Annotated in this window: 20 protein-coding genes; 6 read left to right on the plus strand and 14 right to left on the minus strand. The window is 61.3% G+C overall.

Annotated features, from left to right (window positions below):
* Positions 1-19: 19 nt before the first annotated feature.
* The 13 genes from AC1DU9_RS09370 to cbiE all read right to left on the minus strand — a co-directional run bounded on the left by AC1DU9_RS09370 (position 20) and on the right by cbiE (position 11,945).
* Entirely contained in the window at positions 20-1,030 is a 1,011-nt protein-coding gene (locus tag AC1DU9_RS09370) for a FecCD family ABC transporter permease (RefSeq protein WP_223463617.1), read from the minus strand.
* Complete coding sequence (locus AC1DU9_RS09375; protein WP_477810045.1) at positions 1,027-1,986, minus strand: ABC transporter substrate-binding protein; 960 nt, start codon at positions 1,984-1,986, stop codon at positions 1,027-1,029. The genes AC1DU9_RS09370 and AC1DU9_RS09375 overlap by 4 nt, the downstream gene beginning before the upstream one ends.
* Positions 1,983-2,771 (minus strand): ABC transporter ATP-binding protein, encoded by a 789-nt coding sequence (locus tag AC1DU9_RS09380; protein ID WP_477810046.1) that lies wholly within the window; start codon positions 2,769-2,771, stop codon positions 1,983-1,985. The genes AC1DU9_RS09375 and AC1DU9_RS09380 overlap by 4 nt, the downstream gene beginning before the upstream one ends.
* A gap of 156 nt (positions 2,772-2,927) precedes the next feature.
* The gene (locus AC1DU9_RS09385; RefSeq protein ID WP_477810047.1) at positions 2,928-4,307 is read right to left on the minus strand and encodes a PepSY-associated TM helix domain-containing protein; all 1,380 of its coding nucleotides are present in this window, start codon (positions 4,305-4,307) and stop codon (positions 2,928-2,930) included.
* Between the two features lie 110 nt (positions 4,308-4,417).
* Positions 4,418-6,535, minus strand: a complete 2,118-nt coding sequence (locus AC1DU9_RS09390) for a TonB-dependent copper receptor (protein WP_477810048.1) — start codon at positions 6,533-6,535, stop codon at positions 4,418-4,420.
* A gap of 107 nt (positions 6,536-6,642) precedes the next feature.
* A complete protein-coding gene (locus AC1DU9_RS09395) occupies positions 6,643-7,086 on the minus strand; it encodes a DUF2946 domain-containing protein (protein WP_457266116.1) in 444 nt (147 codons plus the stop codon).
* A gap of 21 nt (positions 7,087-7,107) precedes the next feature.
* Positions 7,108-7,587 carry a copper chaperone PCu(A)C gene (locus AC1DU9_RS09400; protein WP_477810049.1) on the minus strand — a complete coding sequence of 160 codons (480 nt, stop codon included), beginning with the start codon at positions 7,585-7,587 and terminating at the stop codon, positions 7,108-7,110.
* A 47-nt stretch (positions 7,588-7,634) separates the two neighbouring features.
* The gene (locus AC1DU9_RS09405) at positions 7,635-8,033 is read right to left on the minus strand and encodes a DUF2946 domain-containing protein (RefSeq protein ID WP_477810050.1); all 399 of its coding nucleotides are present in this window, start codon (positions 8,031-8,033) and stop codon (positions 7,635-7,637) included.
* Between the two features lie 99 nt (positions 8,034-8,132).
* Positions 8,133-8,423 (minus strand): addiction module antidote protein, encoded by a 291-nt coding sequence (locus tag AC1DU9_RS09410; protein WP_007994260.1) that lies wholly within the window; start codon positions 8,421-8,423, stop codon positions 8,133-8,135.
* 3 nt (positions 8,424-8,426) lie between these two features.
* A complete protein-coding gene (locus AC1DU9_RS09415) occupies positions 8,427-8,729 on the minus strand; it encodes a type II toxin-antitoxin system RelE/ParE family toxin (protein ID WP_477753253.1) in 303 nt (100 codons plus the stop codon).
* A 201-nt stretch (positions 8,730-8,930) separates the two neighbouring features.
* Positions 8,931-9,647 carry a cobalt-precorrin-6A reductase gene (locus AC1DU9_RS09420; protein ID WP_223462756.1) on the minus strand — a complete coding sequence of 239 codons (717 nt, stop codon included), beginning with the start codon at positions 9,645-9,647 and terminating at the stop codon, positions 8,931-8,933.
* Positions 9,644-10,741: a cobalt-precorrin-5B (C(1))-methyltransferase gene (locus AC1DU9_RS09425; RefSeq protein WP_223462757.1), complete on the minus strand. Its 1,098-nt coding sequence runs from the start codon at positions 10,739-10,741 to the stop codon at positions 9,644-9,646. The genes AC1DU9_RS09420 and AC1DU9_RS09425 overlap by 4 nt, the downstream gene beginning before the upstream one ends.
* A complete protein-coding gene (gene cbiE / locus AC1DU9_RS09430; protein ID WP_223462758.1) occupies positions 10,734-11,945 on the minus strand; it encodes a precorrin-6y C5,15-methyltransferase (decarboxylating) subunit CbiE in 1,212 nt (403 codons plus the stop codon). Before cbiE ends, AC1DU9_RS09425 begins: the two co-directional genes overlap by 8 nt.
* Before the next feature lie 168 nt (positions 11,946-12,113).
* Between cbiE and cobG the strand changes: the two genes are divergently transcribed.
* The 6 genes from cobG to AC1DU9_RS09460 all read left to right on the plus strand — a co-directional run bounded on the left by cobG (position 12,114) and on the right by AC1DU9_RS09460 (position 18,219).
* Positions 12,114-13,436: a precorrin-3B synthase gene (cobG, locus tag AC1DU9_RS09435; RefSeq protein ID WP_477810051.1), complete on the plus strand. Its 1,323-nt coding sequence runs from the start codon at positions 12,114-12,116 to the stop codon at positions 13,434-13,436.
* Positions 13,429-14,055: a precorrin-8X methylmutase gene (locus AC1DU9_RS09440; RefSeq protein ID WP_108218487.1), complete on the plus strand. Its 627-nt coding sequence runs from the start codon at positions 13,429-13,431 to the stop codon at positions 14,053-14,055. Before cobG ends, AC1DU9_RS09440 begins: the two co-directional genes overlap by 8 nt.
* Positions 14,055-14,786 carry a precorrin-2 C(20)-methyltransferase gene (locus tag AC1DU9_RS09445; RefSeq protein ID WP_223462807.1) on the plus strand — a complete coding sequence of 244 codons (732 nt, stop codon included), beginning with the start codon at positions 14,055-14,057 and terminating at the stop codon, positions 14,784-14,786. The genes AC1DU9_RS09440 and AC1DU9_RS09445 overlap by 1 nt, the downstream gene beginning before the upstream one ends.
* On the plus strand, positions 14,786-16,489 hold the full coding sequence (gene cobJ, locus AC1DU9_RS09450; RefSeq protein WP_223462760.1) for a precorrin-3B C(17)-methyltransferase: 1,704 nt from the start codon (positions 14,786-14,788) through the stop codon (positions 16,487-16,489). The genes AC1DU9_RS09445 and cobJ overlap by 1 nt, the downstream gene beginning before the upstream one ends.
* A 207-nt stretch (positions 16,490-16,696) precedes the next feature.
* Entirely contained in the window at positions 16,697-17,512 is an 816-nt protein-coding gene (locus AC1DU9_RS09455) for a hypothetical protein (protein ID WP_223462761.1), read from the plus strand.
* A 155-nt stretch (positions 17,513-17,667) separates the two neighbouring features.
* Entirely contained in the window at positions 17,668-18,219 is a 552-nt protein-coding gene (locus AC1DU9_RS09460) for a hypothetical protein (RefSeq protein WP_477810052.1), read from the plus strand.
* 85 nt (positions 18,220-18,304) lie between these two features.
* Here the strand turns inward: AC1DU9_RS09460 and AC1DU9_RS09465 are convergent, their stop codons facing one another.
* The gene (locus AC1DU9_RS09465; RefSeq protein ID WP_111284385.1) at positions 18,305-18,901 is read right to left on the minus strand and encodes a MarC family protein; all 597 of its coding nucleotides are present in this window, start codon (positions 18,899-18,901) and stop codon (positions 18,305-18,307) included.
* Positions 18,902-18,930: the final 29 nt, after the last annotated feature.

Consider the following 18,930-nt stretch of genomic DNA (forward strand, 5'->3'; position numbering starts at 1 on the left):
TTTTTAATTAAAGATGACGTTAACGACGTCGCATCAAGCCGATGAAGAACAACCCGCCAATCGCCGCAGTGGCAACGCCGATGGGCAAGTCTTCGGGGGCGATCAGTGTCCGGGCGGCGACGTCGACCCAGACCAGAAACACGCTGCCGAGCAATACGCACACCGGCAGCAATCTTCGGTGTTCAGCGCCGACCAGACGCCGCGCAATGTGCGGCACCATCAGCCCGACAAAACCGATCGAGCCGCTGATCGACACCAGCACCCCGGTCATCAATGAGGCAATCAAAAACACCCGCAGGCGCACGGTGCGAGCATTCAGGCCCAGGGTCACCGCCGTCTGTTCGCCGGCCATCAGCGCATTCAGCGGTCGCGCCATGCCCAGCAGCAAAATCAGCCCGAGCAACACACAGGCTGTCGGCACCGCCAGCAGCTCCCAGCGTGCCAACCCGAGCCCGCCGAGCATCCAGAACATCACCGCCGAACTGGCACGATGGTCGCCCAGGAACAGCAGCAAATTGGCAATCGCCATCATCACGAACGACACCGCCACACCGCATAACAACAAACGATCACTGTCGAGGCGACCGTGGCGGCTGGCGATCATCAGCACCACCAGCATGCTCAGCAATGCACCAATGAACGCGGCGATGGGCAAGGTCAACAGGCCAACGATCTCACCGACATGCAGCACCACGATCACCGCGCCCAAGGTCGCGCCGGACGTGACGCCGAGTAAATGCGGGTCAGCCAACGGGTTGCGCGTGACCGCTTGCAGCACCGCGCCGATCAATGCCAGCCCGGCGCCCACTAGCGCGCCGAGCAGCATGCGCGGGACGCGGATCAGCCAGACGATATGTTCCTGTCCGGGGCTCCAGTCCGGCACACCGAAACCGAACAGCTTGTGCAACAGGATGCGCCACACCACATCCTGCGGCACCCGCGCCGGGCCGAAACCCAGGGACACCACGCACGACACCAGCAACAGCGCACCAAGGGCGATCAGCAACAGAGCGTAGCGACGGTTGATCATTCGCCGTGGAAACCCTTGGCCAGGGTGGCGACCGCCAGCACGTTATCGATCCCCGGCGTGGCCTGCACGTAAGGGATGACGATGAAGCGCTGGTGCTTGATCGCATCCACCGATTGCAGGGCCTTGTTGCCCAGCAGGAATTGAATCTTCTGTTCGGCGGTGATTTCGCTGTAGTCGACGATCACGATCACCTGTGGATTGTGATCGACCACGCTCTCCCAGTTGACCCGGGTCCAGCTCGCGTCGACATCTTCCAGAATATTGCGTCCGCCAGCGGCGTCGATCAGCGCTTGCGGCATGCCCAGTCGCCCTGAGGTCATGGCCCGGTCTTCGCCGCTGTCGTACAGGAAAACCCGCGGTTTCTCTGCGGGCAGGTCTTTGCGTATATCCACCACTTGCGCCTGCATGCTGGCGATCAGGGCATTGGCGCGGTCCTGCACGTCGAAGATTCTGCCGAGGTTGCGCAGGTCGTTGTAGGTGTCTTCGAGGCTGGCCGGTGGGCGCTTCATTACGAAGGCGCAGGATTCGCTCAGCTCATACACATTGATGCCCAGCGGTTGCAGGGTTTGTGGCGTGAGGTCGCCGCCGATACGCATGCCGTAGTCCCAGCCGGCGAAGAAGAAATCGACGTTGGCATTGAGCAGGGTTTCCACCGACGGGTACTTGGCCGCCAGCTCCGGCAGGCCTTCGAGAGTGCCCTGCATCTCCGGCGTCACGGCCTTCCAGCCACTGATACCGCTGTAACCGGCCATCCGTGGCTTGAGGCCGAGGGCGAGCATCATCTGGGTCATGTTGATGTCGTGGCTGAGGGCGTGTTTTGGTGCCTGCGTGAAGGTCACCTCGCGGTTGCAGCTTTTGATTGTCAGCGGGTAACGGGTGGCTTCGGCCAACGCCTGGACGCTGCCCAGCAGCATCACGAGAGAGAGGCCGCAGCGCAGCAGGGAACGCAAAGTCATGGTTGGGTTATCCAGGTGATTCGTGGGTAGCCGTGCAGTGGATGCTCATCGATCAGGGCTTCGACGCCGAACACATTGCGCAGCAGCGCAGCCGTCAGGACTTCTTTCGGTGTGCCGCTGGCGACGATACGACCATGGTTGATCACGTACAGCCGATCACAAAAAGCCGCCGCCAGATTGAGGTCGTGGATGCTCGCCAGGGTGCCGATGTTCAAGCGCTTGACCAACCTTAAAAGCTCAAGCTGATAACGCGGGTCGAGGTGGTTGGTCGGCTCGTCGAGGATCAGCAACTGTGGTTGCTGGGCCAGGGCGCGGGCGAGGATGACCCGCTGTTTTTCACCTCCGGAGAGGGTGGCGAACCCATGGTCTTCGAAGCCCTTGAGGCCGACGGATTCCAGAGCCTGATTGATCAGGTCGCGGTCTTCGAGGGTGTCGCCATCGAACAAGCTTTTGTGCGGCGTGCGCGCCATGGCGACCACTTCCTCGACGGTCAGGCCGAAGGCATCAGGGAACTCCTGCAGCACCACGGCGATGCGTTGCGCGCACCAGCGCGAGGATTGCTTCCAGATATTCTGATGATCGAGTCTGACTTCACCGCTTTCCGGTTTGCTGAAGCGCCAGGCACACTGCAACAGGCTGGTCTTGCCGCTGCCGTTGGGGCCGATCAGCCCGACGAACTCACCGGCGGCCACGTGTAGCGAGGCGTCACGCAGCTGGAACTGGTGGTGGCAATGGCCGTGACCCAGTGGGGACCAGGTGAGGTTTGTGAGGTTCAGCGAGGTCATGCAGTGGCTCTTGAGGTGATGCCAAGGGCCCCATCGCGAGCAAGCYCGCTCCCACAGGTTTTACGCAATCCCTGTGGGAGCGAGCTTGCTCGCGATGGGGCTGAGATGATTCGCGGGGAGTTTACAGTGCCTTTCGCCCCGCGCATCTCGCCTGTTTCAAGATGAAGATGAGGCCGATTCAGTTTGCCGGGTGAAACGCGACAGCAGCACACGATCCAGCACCCACACCACCACCAGCGACGCGCCCACCAACGGGAAGGCCACCGCCAGGGCGAACATGATCACCGTCGCAGTTTTCCATTTCGGCAGGTCGTGACGAAGTGGCGGCACGCCGAGTTTTCCTTGGGGGCGACGCTTCCACCAGATCACCACGCCACTGACCGCGCTGAGCAAAATCATCAGGCAGATCAGCAACACGATGATCTGGTTGAACGTGCCGAACATCTTGCCTTCGTGCAGCATCACGCCGATTTCCGTGGCGCGGGCGACGGTACCGTACTGCTCGAAACGTACATCGGCCAGGACCTTGCCGGTGTACTGATCGATGTGCAGGGTGGCGTCATTGCGTGGGTCGTCGGCGAACACGGCGATGGTGAACACGCCAGTCGCGGTGGTCGGCAGGGTGATGCTGTAACCCGCTTCGACCTTGCGCTCTCTGGCGATGTTTTGTACGTCCTGCAGGCGTATGGTCGGCGATGCCGGACCGGCCGCTGCGCCGTCGTGGGCCATGTGCTCGGCATGATCGCCGGACATTGGCATCGGCGTATTTTCCATGGCCCACGGCACGGTCTGGCGGGTGGTGGTGTTGAGGCTGCGCGCCTCGACATCGGACTTCGGTACGTCATCCCACATGGCCGCCGGGAACACGTTCCACACTTCAGCGTACTGCTTGCCCCAGAAGCCGGTCCAGGTCATGCCGCTGAGCAGCATCACCAGCAGCAGGGACGCGCCCCAGAACCCGGTGACCGCGTGCAGGTCACGCCACAAGATTCGACCGCGACTGTTCAGGCGCGGCCACAAGATGCCTGCTGCCTGACCGCGCGGCCACCACAGGAAAATCCCGGACACCACCAGCACCACGCCCCAACCGGCGGCCAGTTCGATCAGCCGATCGCCAACGGTGCCGATCATCAGCTCGCCGTGAATCGACCGGGCAATGGCTTGCAGGTTCTTCTTGGCGTCTTGCTCGCCGAGGATGTCGCCGTGGTATGGATCGACAAAAACGTTCAGTTCGTTGCCGCCATTGAGGACGACAAACTGGGCGCTGCGCTCGGCATTGACCGGTGGCAGGTATTGCTTGACGGTCCCTTGCGGGTACGCCGCTTTCACCCGGTTGAGCAGGTCGTCGGCCGGGACGGTGTGATGACCGGCCGGGACGTTGAGCAGGCTGCTGTACATCAGTGAATCGAGTTGCGGTTTGAACAGGTAAATAGTACCGGTCAAGGCCAGCATCACCATGAACGGCGCAACGAACAATCCGGCATAGAAATGCCAGCGCCACGCCAGGTTGTAGAAATTCACTTTGGGCTGTTTCATCACGTGTGCTCCGCTTGGCTGGATCTTTTAGTTGTTTGTTTTTGCGGTTGCTGCGCAACCGATCGCGAGCAGGCTCGCTCCCACAAAAGAGCGGCCTGCCTGGGCTGTTCTCAGAAGCTCATGTCCACCTTGGTCCAGAGCGTGCGCCCCGGTTCCTTGATGGCTTGCGGGTCATTGGCCGGGTAGCCGAAACCGGCATTACCGGCCAGGTTCAAGTGCTCGGCGTAAGCCTTGCCGAACAGGTTGTCGACGCCGCTGCTGACCTTCCAGTTGCTGTTGATCCGATAGGCACCGTTGAGAGAGAACACGCCGAACCCCGGCGTCTTGCCGAAGTCCTTGCCGACCACGTTGCCCTTGTTCTGGTCGATACGGTTTTGCGCGGCGACCACTCTCCACAGTGCGCCGGCGCTCCAGTTATCTTCGCTGTAGGTCAGGCCGAAACGGGCATCCAGCGGCGGCATCTGCGGCAATGCACTGCCATTGCTGCTGTTCTTGCCCCAGGCATAGGCCAGGGTCGCGTCGGCGTTCCAGTTCTCGGTGAAGTTGTAGGCGGCGCCCAGTTCACCGCCCATGATTCGCGCGTCGATGTTTTCGGCTTGCGAGGTCGTACCCATCATTGTCGGGGTGTAGTTGAACAGGATGTAATCGCGCACCTGCCCGACGTAAGCCGAGGCCCATGCTTCGAGGTCTTCGGTCTTGTATTGCAGGCCGAAATCGAGCTGGGTGGTTTTTTCCGGTTTGATCGAATCGAAAGCATTGACCGAACCGGCGGGGCCGGACTTGGGTGAAAACAGCTCCCAGTAATCCGGGAATCGCTGGATGTGACCGAGGCCGGCATACAAGGTGGTCGGGCTGTCGGCCAGGTCGTGCTCGTAGCGGATGAAACCGCTGGGCAGGGTGTCGGCGCGGGTATCGTCGGCGGTCGGATTCGGGCGGGTCATCGTGCCCGAGCCGATGGTCTTCCGATAATCCTTGGCCGAGGCGCGGTCCAGGCGTGCGCCGCTGATCAGGCGGTCACGGTCGGCGGCGTACCAGGTCATTTCACCGAACACACCGTAGTTATGGAAGTCGGCATCCTTGGTGTACGGCAGGTCCTTGTAGGCGTCGACACCCATGGCGCTGCGCTGGCGATGTTCGTTGGTCTGCGCGTCGATGCCGCTGATCAGTTGCACATCGGCCCAGCGCCAGGTGGCCTTGACCCGGGCGCCGAGGGTGCGGCGGTCGACGTTGGAGGCCATGGGCCCGGCCATCATCCCGCTGCCGGACGGCGTGCGCAGGGTGTAGTTGTCCATCACGTGGTCGGCGTAGTTGTAGTAGACCTGCGCCTCGATATTATCCAGTACGTCGCCGATGTTGGACTGCTCGAAGCGCAGGCCGAGGCTCTCGCGCAGGAACTGCGAACCGTCCATGCCGCGCCCGGCGTACCGGGCTTCACCATCGCCACGGCCGGCGGTCAGCTCCAGCAAGGTGTCGGCATTCGGCGTCCAGCCGACGGCCACGTCGCCGTTCCATTTTTCATAGCGCGACGGCACGGTGTCGTTGTTGCCATCCTGGTAGTCGTCGGAGTGCGCGGTGTTGCCGATGACCCGCACGTAACCCGACTGGCCACCGGCGGCAGCGTCCACCAGTTTGTCGAAGCGACCGTAGGAGCCAGCCAGTACGCTGGCGTTGACCCGTGTGCCGAGTTCGCCGAAGTGCTCCGGCTCGCGGTCGAACAGGATGGTCCCGGCCGAAGAACCCGGTCCCCACAGCACGGTTTGCGGGCCTTTGATCACGGTGAGCTTGTCGTAGGTTTCCGGCGAAATGTAGGAAGTTGGAGCGTCCATCCGGCCAGGGCAGGCGCCGAGCATCATGCCGCCGTTGGTGAGAATGTTCAGCCGCGAGCCGAACATGCCGCGCAGCACCGGATCACCATTGGTGCCGCCATTGCGCACCATGGCGAAGCCGGGGATGGTTTTCAGGTAATCGGCACCGTCGCTGGCCGGCACCGGTTGGCGCGGGTCCTTGGGGTTGGTGACGATGGTCAAAGGTGAACTGGGGGCAACGGCGGTAATCACTGTCGGGCTCAGTTCTTCACTGTGACCGGCATGCTCATCGGCAAGCGCAGAAGGCGCCAGCAAGGCACCGCACAGGATCGCGGTGGCGTGCCTGAAACGAACGGCGGATTCGTTCAGGGCATAAGAGGTTTGGGCAGGACTCAAGCACGGGACAGCAGAAAACCTGGACATGACAATTTCCATCGAACAGTCGTAAACGACACGGCCGGCAGCCTGCACAATCCCTGTGGGAATGAGCGTGGCTGTCTTGCGGACCGTGTGAAATCAGAAGTGAGTGATTACGCGACGACGGGCGGGGCGCGGGGGCGGGCGCCGGGGAAGAAGGTTTGCCGGGCATGGCCCAGGCGTGGGGAGGGGGGGGTGAAGGTGTTGACGGGCGGGATGACGAAGTTGGCGAAAGACACGCCACCGGTCAGCGCCGGGCAATTGAACAGCAGGCTGCAATAGCCGCACTTTTCCCACAGCACATGGTGCCCCGGGGCAGGCGGGCAATGCTCGGCGGTGGCTTGCGTGGCATGGTCGGCATGCTCCATCGCCGACATGTCCATGCTCATACCTACAGGCATGGTCATCGACATGGCGCGCGAATCCATCGGCATCGACTGAGAGATCAGCGGGCCGATAAAGATCATCAGCATGGCGAACAGGCTGATCCAGCTGCCGCGTGTCAGGCTCAATGCCTGATCGCGTGACCTGGATGACCTGGCGCTAAGCGGGCGCATGGGCGTTTTCAGTTCAGGTGATTACGGCTTGTGCACGTGCGCTTGCATGGCGTCCGGCGCCTGCTTCTGCACCGCAACTTCGACCGTCACGTCACCGGACTTCTCGAAGTGCAACGTCATGGGGAAACGCTTGCCGTCAACCAGCAGGCTGCGGTCCTTGAGGTCCAGCAACATCACGTGATAGGCCATCGGCGCGAAAGTAACCTCGCCTCCGGCGGGCACTTCCACGCTCGGTACGTGCTGCATTTTCATCATGTTGCCTTGCATCACGTGCTCATGCAATTGCGCTTCGCCGGCAATGGGGGTGTCGACGCTGAGCAGGCGGTCGGCGGTCTTGCCTTCGTTGTTGATCACGAAATACGCCGCAACGGTCGGCGCATTGGGTGGCAACTCCTGGGACCACGGATGCGCGATTTCCAGTTCGCCGACTTTGTATTCGTGGGCATTGGCAAAGCAGGCAGGCAGCAGCAACGCGGCCAGAACGATGAGTTTGTTCAACATGACAGTTCTCCGGAACGATTTAAAACGCAGTCAATTGCGAGAAAAAATCACACCAGAGGGGACGCGCGGGGGTTGAGGCTCGGCCATTGCTGGCGCGGTGACGGGCTTTCGAGGGAGGTGGCAGGCACGCTTCGGTTGGACTCGAAGCGGGCGAAATTCAGCTGTGGCGAATGCCCCGGCAACGCCACCAATGGCGCAGAACCGGAGCAGCACCAGCAATGCTGCATGTTGGAATGATCGTCGCTTTGCGGGGCTTTCTGTTCAAGGTCCCCGATGGAAATCGCCACCATCCTGGTGCCGCTGGAACTGCAGAAACTGCCCCACAACAACTGTTCGGCAGGTGACTTCGTCGTTTGCGCCATCGCTCCGGACATCGGCATGGCGAGCATGTTGAACAGCACTGCGAAGCAGGCTATCCAGGCAATTGCGAGCCGTTGTCGGGACATGGGACAAATCCGTTTGGGTAGGTGATCAGGCGCGGGCTATTTAGCCTGATCAGGGCCGATAAGTAAAAAGGCGGCGTGCGGTTTGGTGTCGCAGCGTAATCAGACAGCGATGGCATGCAAGCGCAGACCCAAGGCTTTCATAACTTTCATGATAGTCGCGAATTCCGGATTGCCACTACTGCTCAGCGCTTTGTAAAGACTCTCGCGCCCCAGACCGGCATCACGGGCGATTTGTGTCATGCCCTTTGCTCGGGCGATATCGTTGAGCGCTGCACGTATCAGCACGCCGTCTCCGGCATCTTCTTCAAAGCAGGCATCCAGATAAGCCGCCATTTCCTCCGGAGTTTTGAGAAACTCGACGGCATCAAAACGGGTAAATTGTTCGGCCATGATTTACTCCTCATTACCGATATTGTGTGCCATTTGAATAGCACGTTTGATATCTCGTTTTTGAGTCGACTTGTCACCCCCGATCAACAGCAAGTAAATCACCTCATCTCTGCGAGTGAAGTACATCCTGTAGCCCGGGCCGTAGTGAACGCGCATCTCATAAACCGCAGCACCTACAGATTCACAATCACCAAAATTTCCATACTCGGCTGCCCGGAGTCTGGCAATTATTCGAGCTTTGCCGATGGTGTCCCTCAGCGAGTTGAGCCAGTCAGCAAATACTTGGGATCGCTCAAATTCGATCATGTTGAATCGTATTCCTTGGGATACAGAGTGGCAAGCGGCACTTTCTTTTGGGCGAGACCATTCATCCCTGTGGATGTTGGGTGCGCTTGATTGGTTCAGGGGGAGGCGAACTATAGGATTGAGGCCGTAGAGTCGATAGCCAGTTTCGTCTGAGAATACTGCCAGCGGAATCGCAAGGTTCAGCAGGTCTAAGGAATAGTCCTACACTGGTAGGGCATCCAGCATATCTGCCACCGAGCCAAATTCCCGTTCCACACTTGGCAATTCGGGGCGCTTCAAGACAATCACCGGCACCCCACACTCACGTGCGACTTCCAGCTTCGGCTCGGTGGCCGTGCTGCCGCTGTTCTTGCTGATCAGCACGTCGATGTTTCGCCGTTCGAACAACTCACGTTCATCGTCGATCAGGAATGGCCCACGTGCGCCGATCACTTCACAGCGCTCGTTGCCCGGATACAGGTCCAGTGCGCGCAGGGTCCAGAATTGCTCCGCAGGAATTTCATCCAGGTGTTGCAGAGGTTCGCGACCGAGGGTGAACAGCGGTCGGCGGAAGGGCTTCAGGGCTTCGATCAGTTCGGCCCAATCGCTGACTTCCCGCCAGTCATCCCCCGCCTGGGCTTCCCAGGCCGGACGCCGTAGCGCCCAGCAGGGAATGCCGCTCAAGCGCGCGGCGGTCGCGGCGTTCTGGCTGATTTGGGCCGCGTAGGGGTGAGTGGCATCGAGCAGCAGATCGATGCCTTCATCGCTAATGAATTGCGCCAGGCCCTCGGCACCGCCAAAGCCACCGACACGAACCTGGCATTGCAGGTCCGTCGGCACCCGACCGACACCGGCCAGGCTGTAGATGTGCAGCGGTCCCAGCGTGCGGGCAATGGCCATGGCTTCAGTCACGCCGCCGAGCAACAGGATGCGCTTCATTGAAAGGCCCCTGCATGGCCAACAATCCCGCCCTGGCGATCGATGGCAAAGACTTCCACCTGAACCTGCGCCGGCACCACGCTGCGGGCAAAGTCCAAGGCGTGCCGGCAGACTGCATCACCCAGGGCGACCCCGGCTGCGGCGGCCATGGCCAGTGCCTGCTGGCTGGTGTTGGCTTCGCGGATGCTCTGCTGCAACGCCGCATCGGCGCCGACCTGTGCCGCCCATAGCGCCAGTTGCGGCAGGTCGATGCTCGAATGGCGACTGTGCAAATCCATGTGCCCGGCCGCCAGCTTGCTGATCTTGCCGAATCCACCGCACAGGCTGAGTTTTTCCACCGGTACTTTGCGCAGGTGCTTGAGCACGGCGCCAACGAAGTCGCCCATTTCGATCAGGGCGATTTCCGGCAGGTTGTAGACCCGGCGCATGGTGTCTTCGCTGGCGTTGCCGGTGCAGGCGGCGATGTGCAGGTAACCGTTGGTTTTCGCCACGTCGATGCCCTGGTGGATCGAGGCGATGTAGGCCGCACAGGAAAACGGTCGGACGATGCCGCTGGTTCCGAGTATCGACAAGCCGCCAAGAATGCCCAGGCGCGGGTTCATGGTTTTCAATGCCAGCGCCTCGCCGTTCTCGACATTGACCGTGACCTCGAAGCCGCCGCTGTAGCCGAGTTCGTCGGCCAGCCGGGCCAGGTGTTCGCTGATCATTTTGCGCGGCACCGGGTTGATCGCGGGCTCGCCGACACCCAGCACCAGCCCGGGTCGGGTCACTGTGCCGACGCCGCGACCGGCCTTGAAGCGAGTCCCGGGTTCGCTATTCAGGCGCACCTGGGAGTAGAGCAGGGCACCATGGGTCACGTCCGGATCATCACCGGCGTCCTTGAGGGTTCCCGCTTCGGCGCCGTCCTCGGTGAGGCGGCAGAACTCCAGGCGCATCTGCACCTGTTTGCCCTTGGGCAACACGATTTCCACCGCATCGGCCGATGTGCCATCCAGCAGCAGACGCGCGGCGGCGAGGCTGGTGGCCGTGGCGCAACTGCCGGTGGTCAGGCCGCTGCGCAGTGGTGCGGGTTGTTCGGCGGTTTCGTCACGCATCGAAGGGTTTCGTCACGTCCAGCAAAGTAATCGGCAAGGCCTGGCGCCAGGTGTCAAAGTCGCCCAGCGGTTGTGCTTGTGCGATATGAATGCGTGTCAGCTCCCCACCGTGTTGCTCGCGCCAGGCCATCAGGGTCATTTCACTTTGCAGGGTGACAGCGTTGGCGACCAACCGGCCCCCGGGTTTGAGTTCGGCCCAGCACGTATCGAGTACGCCTTCGCGGGTGACTCCGCCGCCGATGAAAATCGCATCCGGTCGCTCCAGCCCGGCCAAGGCCAGCGGCGCACTGCCGCGAACCAGATGCAGGCCGGGAACGCCGAGGGCATCGCGGTTGTGTTCGATCAACGTTTGTCGGCCCGCATCCGCCTCGATGGCCAGTGCGCGGCAACTGGGGTGAGCGCGCATCCATTCGATGCCGATCGAGCCACTGCCGGCGCCGACGTCCCACAACAGTTCGCCAGGGACCGGGCTCAGGCGCGCGAGGGTGATGGCGCGCACATCGCGTTTGGTCAATTGGCCGTCGTGCCGGAAGGCCGAGTCGGGCAGGCCGGCCAGTCGCGACAGGCGCAGCGTGTTCGGCTCGGCGACGCACTCGATGGCGATCAGGTTCAGGTCGGCGATCCGCGGATCGTTCCAGTCGCTGGCGATACCGTCGATACGCCGCTCGGTTTCACCGCCCAGGTGTTCCAGCACGGTGAGACGGCTAGGGCCGAAGCCACGTTCGCGCAACAGGGCCGCGATGGCTGCGGGGCTGCGGCCGTCGTTGCTCAATACCAGCAAGCGCACGCCGCTGGACAGGTGGGCGTTGAGTGCGGCGACAGGCCGGGCCACCACCGAAAGGGTGACCACTTCCTGCAAGGGCCAACCCATTCGTGCTGCGGCCAGTGAGCAGGAGGACGGCGCGGGAAGCGTCAGCATCTCGGCTGCGGGGAGTTGCCGGGCGAGGCTGGCGCCGACGCCGAAGAACATCGGGTCGCCACTGGCCAGGACGCAGACGGGTTCGCCACGGCGCGACAGTAGCGACTCCAGGCAGAAGGGGGTCGGCCACGGCTGGCGCTCGCCGCGTATGCACGGCGGGAGCAAATCCAGATGCCGCTGGCCGCCGAAGATTTTCGAGGCGCGCAACAGCGCATGCCGGGCATTCTTGCCCAGGCCCTTGAAACCGTCTTCGCCGATGCCTACTACCGTCAGCCAGGGTGTCATGCCATTCCTCAATCACGCGTTAAACGTTGTTGGGCGGCATGATAGCGCGGGTTCCTTGAGCTGACTGCCTTCTCTTCCCGACCGGAGTCTTTTCATGCAGCGAAGTAAAGCAGGCATAATACCGCGCACTTTCGCCGTGAATCGCCTCGCCACCTGAACGGGTCCGCCTTGAACCAACGTCCGCTGTCCACTGCCTTACGCCCCTCGGCTTGCCCGGGGTTGCTGCGTATCGTGCCGGCACTGGATGGCGGCATCTGCCGGATCAAGTTGAACGGTGGTTCGATCAGCAGCGACCAGGCCGAGGCCGTAGCGTCTGCGGCCGAGCGTTACGCCAGCGGGGCGATCGAGGCGACCAACCGGGCCAATCTGCAGATCCGCGGCATCGGCAACGAGCAATCGGCGTTGATCGACAGCCTGTTGGCCGCCGATCTGGGGCCGCGCACGGCGGCTGGCGACGATGTACGCAACCTGATGCTCAGCCCCGGCGCCGGGATCGATCGGCGCATGCTGTTCGACACTCGCCCGCTGGCCGGGCAGATCCTTGCCACACTGCAAAGCCAGGAAGCGTTCCACGACCTCAGTGCCAAGTTCGCCGTGCAACTCGATGGTGGCGAAGACCTGACGATGCTCGAACATCCCCATGACCTGTGGCTCTCGGCGTTTGAGCAATACGGTGAGCGACGGTTCGCGTTCGGTCTGGCGGGATGCCCGACGGACAGCCCCGCCGGTTCGGTTGCACTCGATGACGGGCACGCGCTGGTGGTCGCGGTCCTTGAGTTGTTCCTGGAACTGGCGCGCCCCGAGCAGACGCGTATGCGTCATTTGCTGGCCGAATACTCGGTCGAGTTCGTACTGCTTCGGCTGGCTGAGCGAGTATCGATGCAAGCGGTTGTCGGTTGGCAGCGGGTTTCGGGCTCCAGTGATGTGCACATCGGCGCACATCCCCAGGCCGAGCCCGGTGTTGTCTATGTGGGGGCTGTCCCGCCGCTGGGTCGGCTCGATCCGACGATGCTGCGAGGTGTGGCGCAACTGGCACGCGAGTTCGGTGATTCCAGTCTGCGCTTCACACCTTGGCAAAGCCTGCTGCTGCCCAATGTCCGCGTGAACAACGCCGCCGAGGTCATTCGGCAATTGCAATGTCTGGGCTTGCAGTGCGAAGCCGATCAGCCATTGTCCCGGTTGATCGCCTGCACCGGTTCCATCGGTTGCGCCAAGGGGTTGGCCGAGACCAAGGGTGATGCCCTGAAATTGGCCGAAGTGCTGCAGCGTCACGGACAAGCACCGAACGTACATTTGAGCGGTTGCCCGCGTTCCTGCGCCGCCGCGCATACGGCGCCCGTCACTTTGCTGGCCGTGGCCCCCGGTCACTACGATCTCTATTTACGCGATGCAGCGCAGCCGGGTTTCGGCGCGCTGCACGCACGCAACCTTACTATTGAAGCGGTCGCGGCCTTGCTCGACGCCCGCTCACGGAGCCCCCTTGATGCTTGATTACATCCGCGACGGTCAGGAGATCTATCGCAACTCCTTCGCGATCATTCGCGCCGAGGCCAACCTCGACCGCATCCCGGCCGATCTGGAGAAACTCGCGGTGCGTGTGATCCACGCCTGCGGCATGGTCGAGGCCATCGACGGTTTGCAGTTTTCCGAAGGTGCGGGCAAGGCGGGGCGCGATGCGCTGGCGGCCGGTGCGCCGATCCTGTGCGATGCGCGGATGGTCTCCGAGGGCGTGACCCGCGCACGCTTGCCGGCGAACAACCAGGTGATCTGCACCCTGCGCGATGACAGTGTTCCAGCACTGGCTCGCGAGCTGGGCAACACCCGCTCCGCCGCCGCGCTGGAACTGTGGCGCCCGCATCTGGAAGGCAGTGTGGTGGTCATCGGCAATGCGCCGACGGCGCTGTTTTACTTGCTGGAAATGCTCGACGCCGGTGCGCCGAAACCGGCGTTGATCCTCGGTTTTCCGGTGGGTTTCGTCGGCGCAGCCGAATCCAAGGCAGCACTGGCGGCTGACAGCCGTGGCGTGCCTTTTGTCATCATGCAGGGTCGCCTGGGCGGTAGCGCCATGGCCGCCGCCGCTGTCAATGCCCTCGCCACGGAGATCGAATGATGCAGCAACCTGGACGTTTGATCGGCCTCGGCGTCGGCCCCGGTGATCCGGAACTGATCACCATCAAGGCCCTGCGTTTGCTGCGCGAATCCCCGGTGGTGGCGTACTTCGTCGCCAAGGGCAAGAAGGGCAATGCCTTCGGCATCATCGAAGCACACCTGCAAGACGCACAGAATTTGTTGCCACTGGTGTACCCGGTGACCACCGAAGCCTTGCCGGCACCGTTGTCCTATGAACAAGTGATCAGCGACTTCTACGATGACGCTGCGCAAGAACTGGCCGAGCATCTCGACGCGGGCCGTGATGTGGCGGTGATCTGCGAAGGCGATCCGTTTTTCTACGGCTCCTACATGTACCTGCACGACCGGCTCGCCGAGCGCTATCAGGCTGAGGTCGTGCCCGGTGTGTGTTCGATGCTTGGTGGCGCCTCGGTGCTCGGTGCACCGCTGGTATATCGCAATCAGAGTCTGTCGGTGTTGTCCGGTGTGCTGCCGCACGACGAACTCAAGCGTCGCCTGGCCGATGCCGATGCGGCGGTGATCATGAAACTGGGGCGCAACTTTCCCAAGGTCCGCCAGGTGCTGGAAGAGCTCGGCCTGGCCGAACGTGCGCTGTACGTCGAACGCGCGACCATGGCCAATCAGAAGATCGTGCCGCTGGATCAGGTCGAGCCGATGTCCTCGCCGTATTTCTCGTTGATCATCGTTCCCGGCGAAAGGTGGCAAGGCTGATGACCCGTCCAGTTCCGGCGATTGTCATTCTCGGCAATGGCAGCCTCGCTACCGCGCGCAGCATTCAACAGGTGTACCCCGAAGCCCTGATCCATGGTCTGGCCGAACGGGTCGAAGGCGCGGACCGGGTCTATCACGAATTCGGTGCGACCCTGCGCGAGCTCTATCAACAGGGCACGCCGATCATTGCCCTGTGCGCGGCCGGGATCGTGATCCGCACGCTGGCGCCCTTGTTGCTGGAAAAGGGCGCCGAGCCACCAGTATTGGCGGTGGCTGAAGACGGCAGCGCCGTAGTGCCGCTGCTGGGCGGTCTCGGCGGGGTGAATGTGATGGCGCGGGAGATTGCCACCGCACTTGAAGTCGCTGCGGCGATCACTACCAGCGGCGAGTTGCGTTTCGGCACCTGCCTGCTCAACCCGCCCAGCGGTTATGCCCTTGGTGATCTGGAACTGGGCAAGCGTTTTGTCTCCGATCTGCTGGCCGGCGAAACGGTGCGCATTGAGGGTGAAGCCCCATGGCTGGCGCAGGCGCAGTTGCCCGAAGATGCTCAGGCCCGACTGGCGGTGCATGTCGGTCATGCCGAACGGGCACCCGCGGCCAACGAATTGTTGATCTACCCGCGCAATGTGATGGTCGCTGTGGATGCTGGTCTGGTGAACGTCGCAGTGGCGGTTCGCGAGGCATTGCATCAGGCAAAAATCGCTGTGCAGTCGCTGGCCTGCCTGTTAGCCGCCGACACCGAAATGGCCAGTCCCGGGCTGCGGGAAGCGGCGCTTGAATTGGGCGTGCCGCTGCGTTTTGCCAGCGTCGAGGGTGATCTCGGTGAGCGCCTGCGCTTGGCTATCGGCGAGCCCGTCACCCTCCATGGCGACGATACGCTGGCTATTGCGGTGACCGGTCAGCCGCTGGATCCGTTGCAGATTGGCCGGCCTCGCGGACGCCTGGCTGTGATCGGTCTGGGGCCAGGTGCCGCGGAACTGATGGTACCGGCAGTGAAGGCTGAACTGGCCCGTGCCAACGATGTATTGGGCTACGAAACTTACGTGCGCATGGCCGGGCCGTTTCGCGCCGATCAGGTGCTGCATTGCACTGACAACCGCGAAGAGATGCAACGCGCCCGTCACGCCTTTGAACTGGCGGCCCAGGGGCGTTCGGTGGTGGTGGTTTCTTCAGGGGATCCGGGGGTTTTCGCCATGGCTGCGGCTGTGCTGGAGGCGCTGCACGAATCCACCGACGTCCATTGGCACAATGTCGAACTCGAGATTTTGCCGGGGGTTTCCGCCTCGCTGGCGACAGCCGCCCAGGCCGGTGCACCGCTGGGGCATGATTTCTGTGTGCTGTCGCTGTCGGATAACCTCAAGCCCTGGGCAATCATCGAAAAACGCCTGGACCTGGCCGCTCAAGCCGATCTGGCCCTGGCCTTCTACAACCCGATCTCACGTTCACGGCCGTGGCAATTGGGCCAGGCGCTGGACATCGTCGCTCGGCACCGCGTGCCTGAGACTCCTGTGGTGTTGGGCCGGGACATCGGGCGTCCGGGGCAAGCGCTGCGCGTCACTACTCTTGGCCAATTGACTCCCGACCAGGTCGATATGCGCACGATGGTCTTGATCGGCTCATCCCTGACCTGTGTTTTTCCGCGGGTCGGCGGCGGTGATTGGGTTTACACGCCACGCTGGTACCCAAGCAAGCCAGTCACCTGAGTGAAAGCGGCTTTGCTCAAAGGTCGCTGATGTTCAAGGCAACAACTAACGATAGGGCCTGCGATTGACGAAAGTTGTCGCGGGCCTTTTTATTTTCTAATAGTTCCTGAAATAAGTTCTGAGTGTTTTTACTTTGACCGATTCAACTCCGCGCTTTAGTTTTCAGCTGGTCGCATGAGGCGGCTTATTGATTAAATGGAGATTTAAATGGTCGATATAAATGATTACTCAGTGGCTCAAGTCGCATTTGATGATGCCATGCAGGATAAGTATTTCGAAGGCATTGCGGCAGAACTGAAAAACGTCGCGCCACGGGCGCGGACCAAGCGTTCCACCTCGATCCTGGGCGCAGCACCGAGTGATTCGTCGGCGCAAGGTGTGGGGGATTCGGTAGTAGGGCCCTCGCTGGTGGTGTTCGACCAGGCACTTTCTGAGGACGACCGGCAGGATGCGCTGGACTGCCAGCAGTTTGCCGAAGCGCAGGTCCGGAGCCTGCCCAAGGAAGCCAGCAACGAAGAACGCTACCTGAAGTACAACGAGGCATTGTTGGCGGTGGGCTGGGTGACGGGAGGCTTCACCTACAAGAAATACGTCAGCAAACAGCTCACCATCACGATGAATGAAGCGATTTTGCAAGTGCTTGAGACCGTTATCTCCGGTGGAGCAAGCAGCGTCCTGAACCTGGTGGCGTCGGGTTTCAGCAAATTGAGGGGCGATAAGGACGCGTTGAAAATTGTCGATGTCGGCAGCAGGAAAAACGATGTCGTCAGCTTCAAGGCTGTTCCTTGCATTGCGACGCCAGGCGGCGGCATGTCCATGTTGTTGGGCGGTCTTGACTTGGTGGACAAGGAATACAACGGCGACTTTTTATTCGTGACCTACAAGACTCAGGGGTTGCAAATTTTCCAGGGGGCCGGTGTGCGCAAGTTTAATCGACGTGCATTCGAGCGAAAGAAAAACATGGTGTATGCCTATAACGACCAATTTGCCGATGGCCTTTTCAAACAATTGACAGATCAATAAGGCGGGCGGGCTTTGATCGATGTAATCGATTAAAGCACTGGCTGTATGGGGTAAATATGCTTGAGTCTGTTAATGCTGTCGTAGTGGGTGGTTGTCTGCTGTCCTTTACCCCGCGGGTAAATTTGCAAGACCAGGAGGATATACAGGACTGCCTGTTGTACGCGGAACTGGCGGCCAACGAGAAATACCCGGGCCAAGTGTCGAGGAAGGCCTGGTTCGATTATTTTCAAGGGCGATTGCTCAAGGCGGGATACAGGCTCAAGGCCATCATTCCGGCTGATCCGATCCGGGTCACCAGTGTCCATCAATTGCTCAGCGTCAGTTACAGCGTGATGGGCCGCTTGGGCGTGGAGCGCTTGGGCCAGCTCCTCGAGAGCACCTATAAGGCTTTGCGGCTGGATGAGTTTGCCTGGGATTTCTTTCGCGGCAATGTTGCCAATGGCGGCTCGGGTATCCTCAAGTGCGCGCCTTGTGAGCGGCTCGCCTCGGGTGAAGTGGTCGTCTGCCTGCTTGGCTTGCGCTACAGCGCGGCCGTGATTGAAAGCGACTTTTTCCTGTGGAGCGAGTTCGATCGAGAGCTGGCGATCATTCCCGGTGGCGGGGTGTTTGTGTTCGACCGACGGGTCTTTGAAAACTACCGTAGACGGGTCCACGAGAAAATCGAAGCTTATTCAAACAAGGTGTTCGTGCGCAAACTCCAGCCCTGACTCAAAGGCTTCGCACGCAATCAAAGACAAGGCCCTGTGATTAATGCACAGGGCTTTGTTTTCAGGTTTTGGACAAGCTGTCGCTTCAAGGCACCAGGTAGCCCTTGACCCCGGTGAAGATGATCTGTGCCGCCAGTGCACACACGAACAACCCCATCAACCGGCTGACAATCTGCAAGCCCTGATCGCCGAGTATGCGTTCGATGCGGCTGGACAGATAAAGCACTACCCCCACGGTGAAGCTGGCCAAGGCAATACTGACAATCGCGGTGAGCTTGTCGTCCCAGTGCGGCTGGCTCACACCCATCACCAGCAAGGCACCGATGGTGCCGGGGCCGACGGTCAGCGGAATGGTCAGCGGGACAATGGTCACATCCTGCTGCACGTTGTCGGTCTGTACCGCCGATTTGCCTTGCGCCATGCCCAGCGCCGAGATGAACAGGACGCTGCCTGCGCCGATGCGGAATGCGTCCACGGTAATGCCAAACACACTGAAAATCACTCGGCCGAACAAGTACAGCAGAACACTGGAGACCAGGGTAGCGACCGCTACTTTCCAGGCCAGCCGACGCTGTTCCTTGCGCGAATAACCACGGGTCAGGCTGATGAAGCAGGACAACACGAAGAATGGGCTGTAGAGCACCAGCATCTTCAGGTAAACGCTGAACAACACATGGAGCATGGTGCCGGGCTCACTGGCGAGGGAAGTCG

The sequence above is a fragment of the Pseudomonas sp. P4_C1 genome, assembly GCF_056402155.1.

What these genes read in the sequence shown, in the direction of transcription:
- AC1DU9_RS09395 (WP_457266116.1), bottom strand. Translation starts at nt 7,086, where the DNA reads ATGCGCCCGCTTAGCGCCAGGTCATCCAGGTCACGCGATCAGGCATTG.
- AC1DU9_RS09440 (WP_108218487.1), top strand. Translation starts at nt 13,429, where the DNA reads ATGCTTGATTACATCCGCGACGGTCAGGAGATCTATCGCAACTCCTTC.
- AC1DU9_RS09385 (WP_477810047.1), bottom strand. Translation starts at nt 4,307, where the DNA reads ATGAAACAGCCCAAAGTGAATTTCTACAACCTGGCGTGGCGCTGGCAT.
- AC1DU9_RS09390 (WP_477810048.1), bottom strand. Translation starts at nt 6,535, where the DNA reads ATGTCCAGGTTTTCTGCTGTCCCGTGCTTGAGTCCTGCCCAAACCTCT.
- AC1DU9_RS09405 (WP_477810050.1), bottom strand. Translation starts at nt 8,033, where the DNA reads ATGTCCCGACAACGGCTCGCAATTGCCTGGATAGCCTGCTTCGCAGTG.
- cbiE (WP_223462758.1), bottom strand. Translation starts at nt 11,945, where the DNA reads ATGACACCCTGGCTGACGGTAGTAGGCATCGGCGAAGACGGTTTCAAG.
- AC1DU9_RS09380 (WP_477810046.1), bottom strand. Translation starts at nt 2,771, where the DNA reads ATGACCTCGCTGAACCTCACAAACCTCACCTGGTCCCCACTGGGTCAC.
- AC1DU9_RS09375 (WP_477810045.1), bottom strand. Translation starts at nt 1,986, where the DNA reads ATGACTTTGCGTTCCCTGCTGCGCTGCGGCCTCTCTCTCGTGATGCTG.
- AC1DU9_RS09455 (WP_223462761.1), top strand. Translation starts at nt 16,697, where the DNA reads ATGGTCGATATAAATGATTACTCAGTGGCTCAAGTCGCATTTGATGAT.
- AC1DU9_RS09425 (WP_223462757.1), bottom strand. Translation starts at nt 10,741, where the DNA reads ATGCGTGACGAAACCGCCGAACAACCCGCACCACTGCGCAGCGGCCTG.
- AC1DU9_RS09370 (WP_223463617.1), bottom strand. Translation starts at nt 1,030, where the DNA reads ATGATCAACCGTCGCTACGCTCTGTTGCTGATCGCCCTTGGTGCGCTG.
- AC1DU9_RS09465 (WP_111284385.1), bottom strand. Translation starts at nt 18,901, where the DNA reads ATGCTCCATGTGTTGTTCAGCGTTTACCTGAAGATGCTGGTGCTCTAC.
- AC1DU9_RS09410 (WP_007994260.1), bottom strand. Translation starts at nt 8,423, where the DNA reads ATGGCCGAACAATTTACCCGTTTTGATGCCGTCGAGTTTCTCAAAACT.
- AC1DU9_RS09400 (WP_477810049.1), bottom strand. Translation starts at nt 7,587, where the DNA reads ATGTTGAACAAACTCATCGTTCTGGCCGCGTTGCTGCTGCCTGCCTGC.
- cobJ (WP_223462760.1), top strand. Translation starts at nt 14,786, where the DNA reads ATGACCCGTCCAGTTCCGGCGATTGTCATTCTCGGCAATGGCAGCCTC.
- AC1DU9_RS09445 (WP_223462807.1), top strand. Translation starts at nt 14,055, where the DNA reads ATGCAGCAACCTGGACGTTTGATCGGCCTCGGCGTCGGCCCCGGTGAT.
- AC1DU9_RS09420 (WP_223462756.1), bottom strand. Translation starts at nt 9,647, where the DNA reads ATGAAGCGCATCCTGTTGCTCGGCGGCGTGACTGAAGCCATGGCCATT.
- AC1DU9_RS09415 (WP_477753253.1), bottom strand. Translation starts at nt 8,729, where the DNA reads ATGATCGAATTTGAGCGATCCCAAGTATTTGCTGACTGGCTCAACTCG.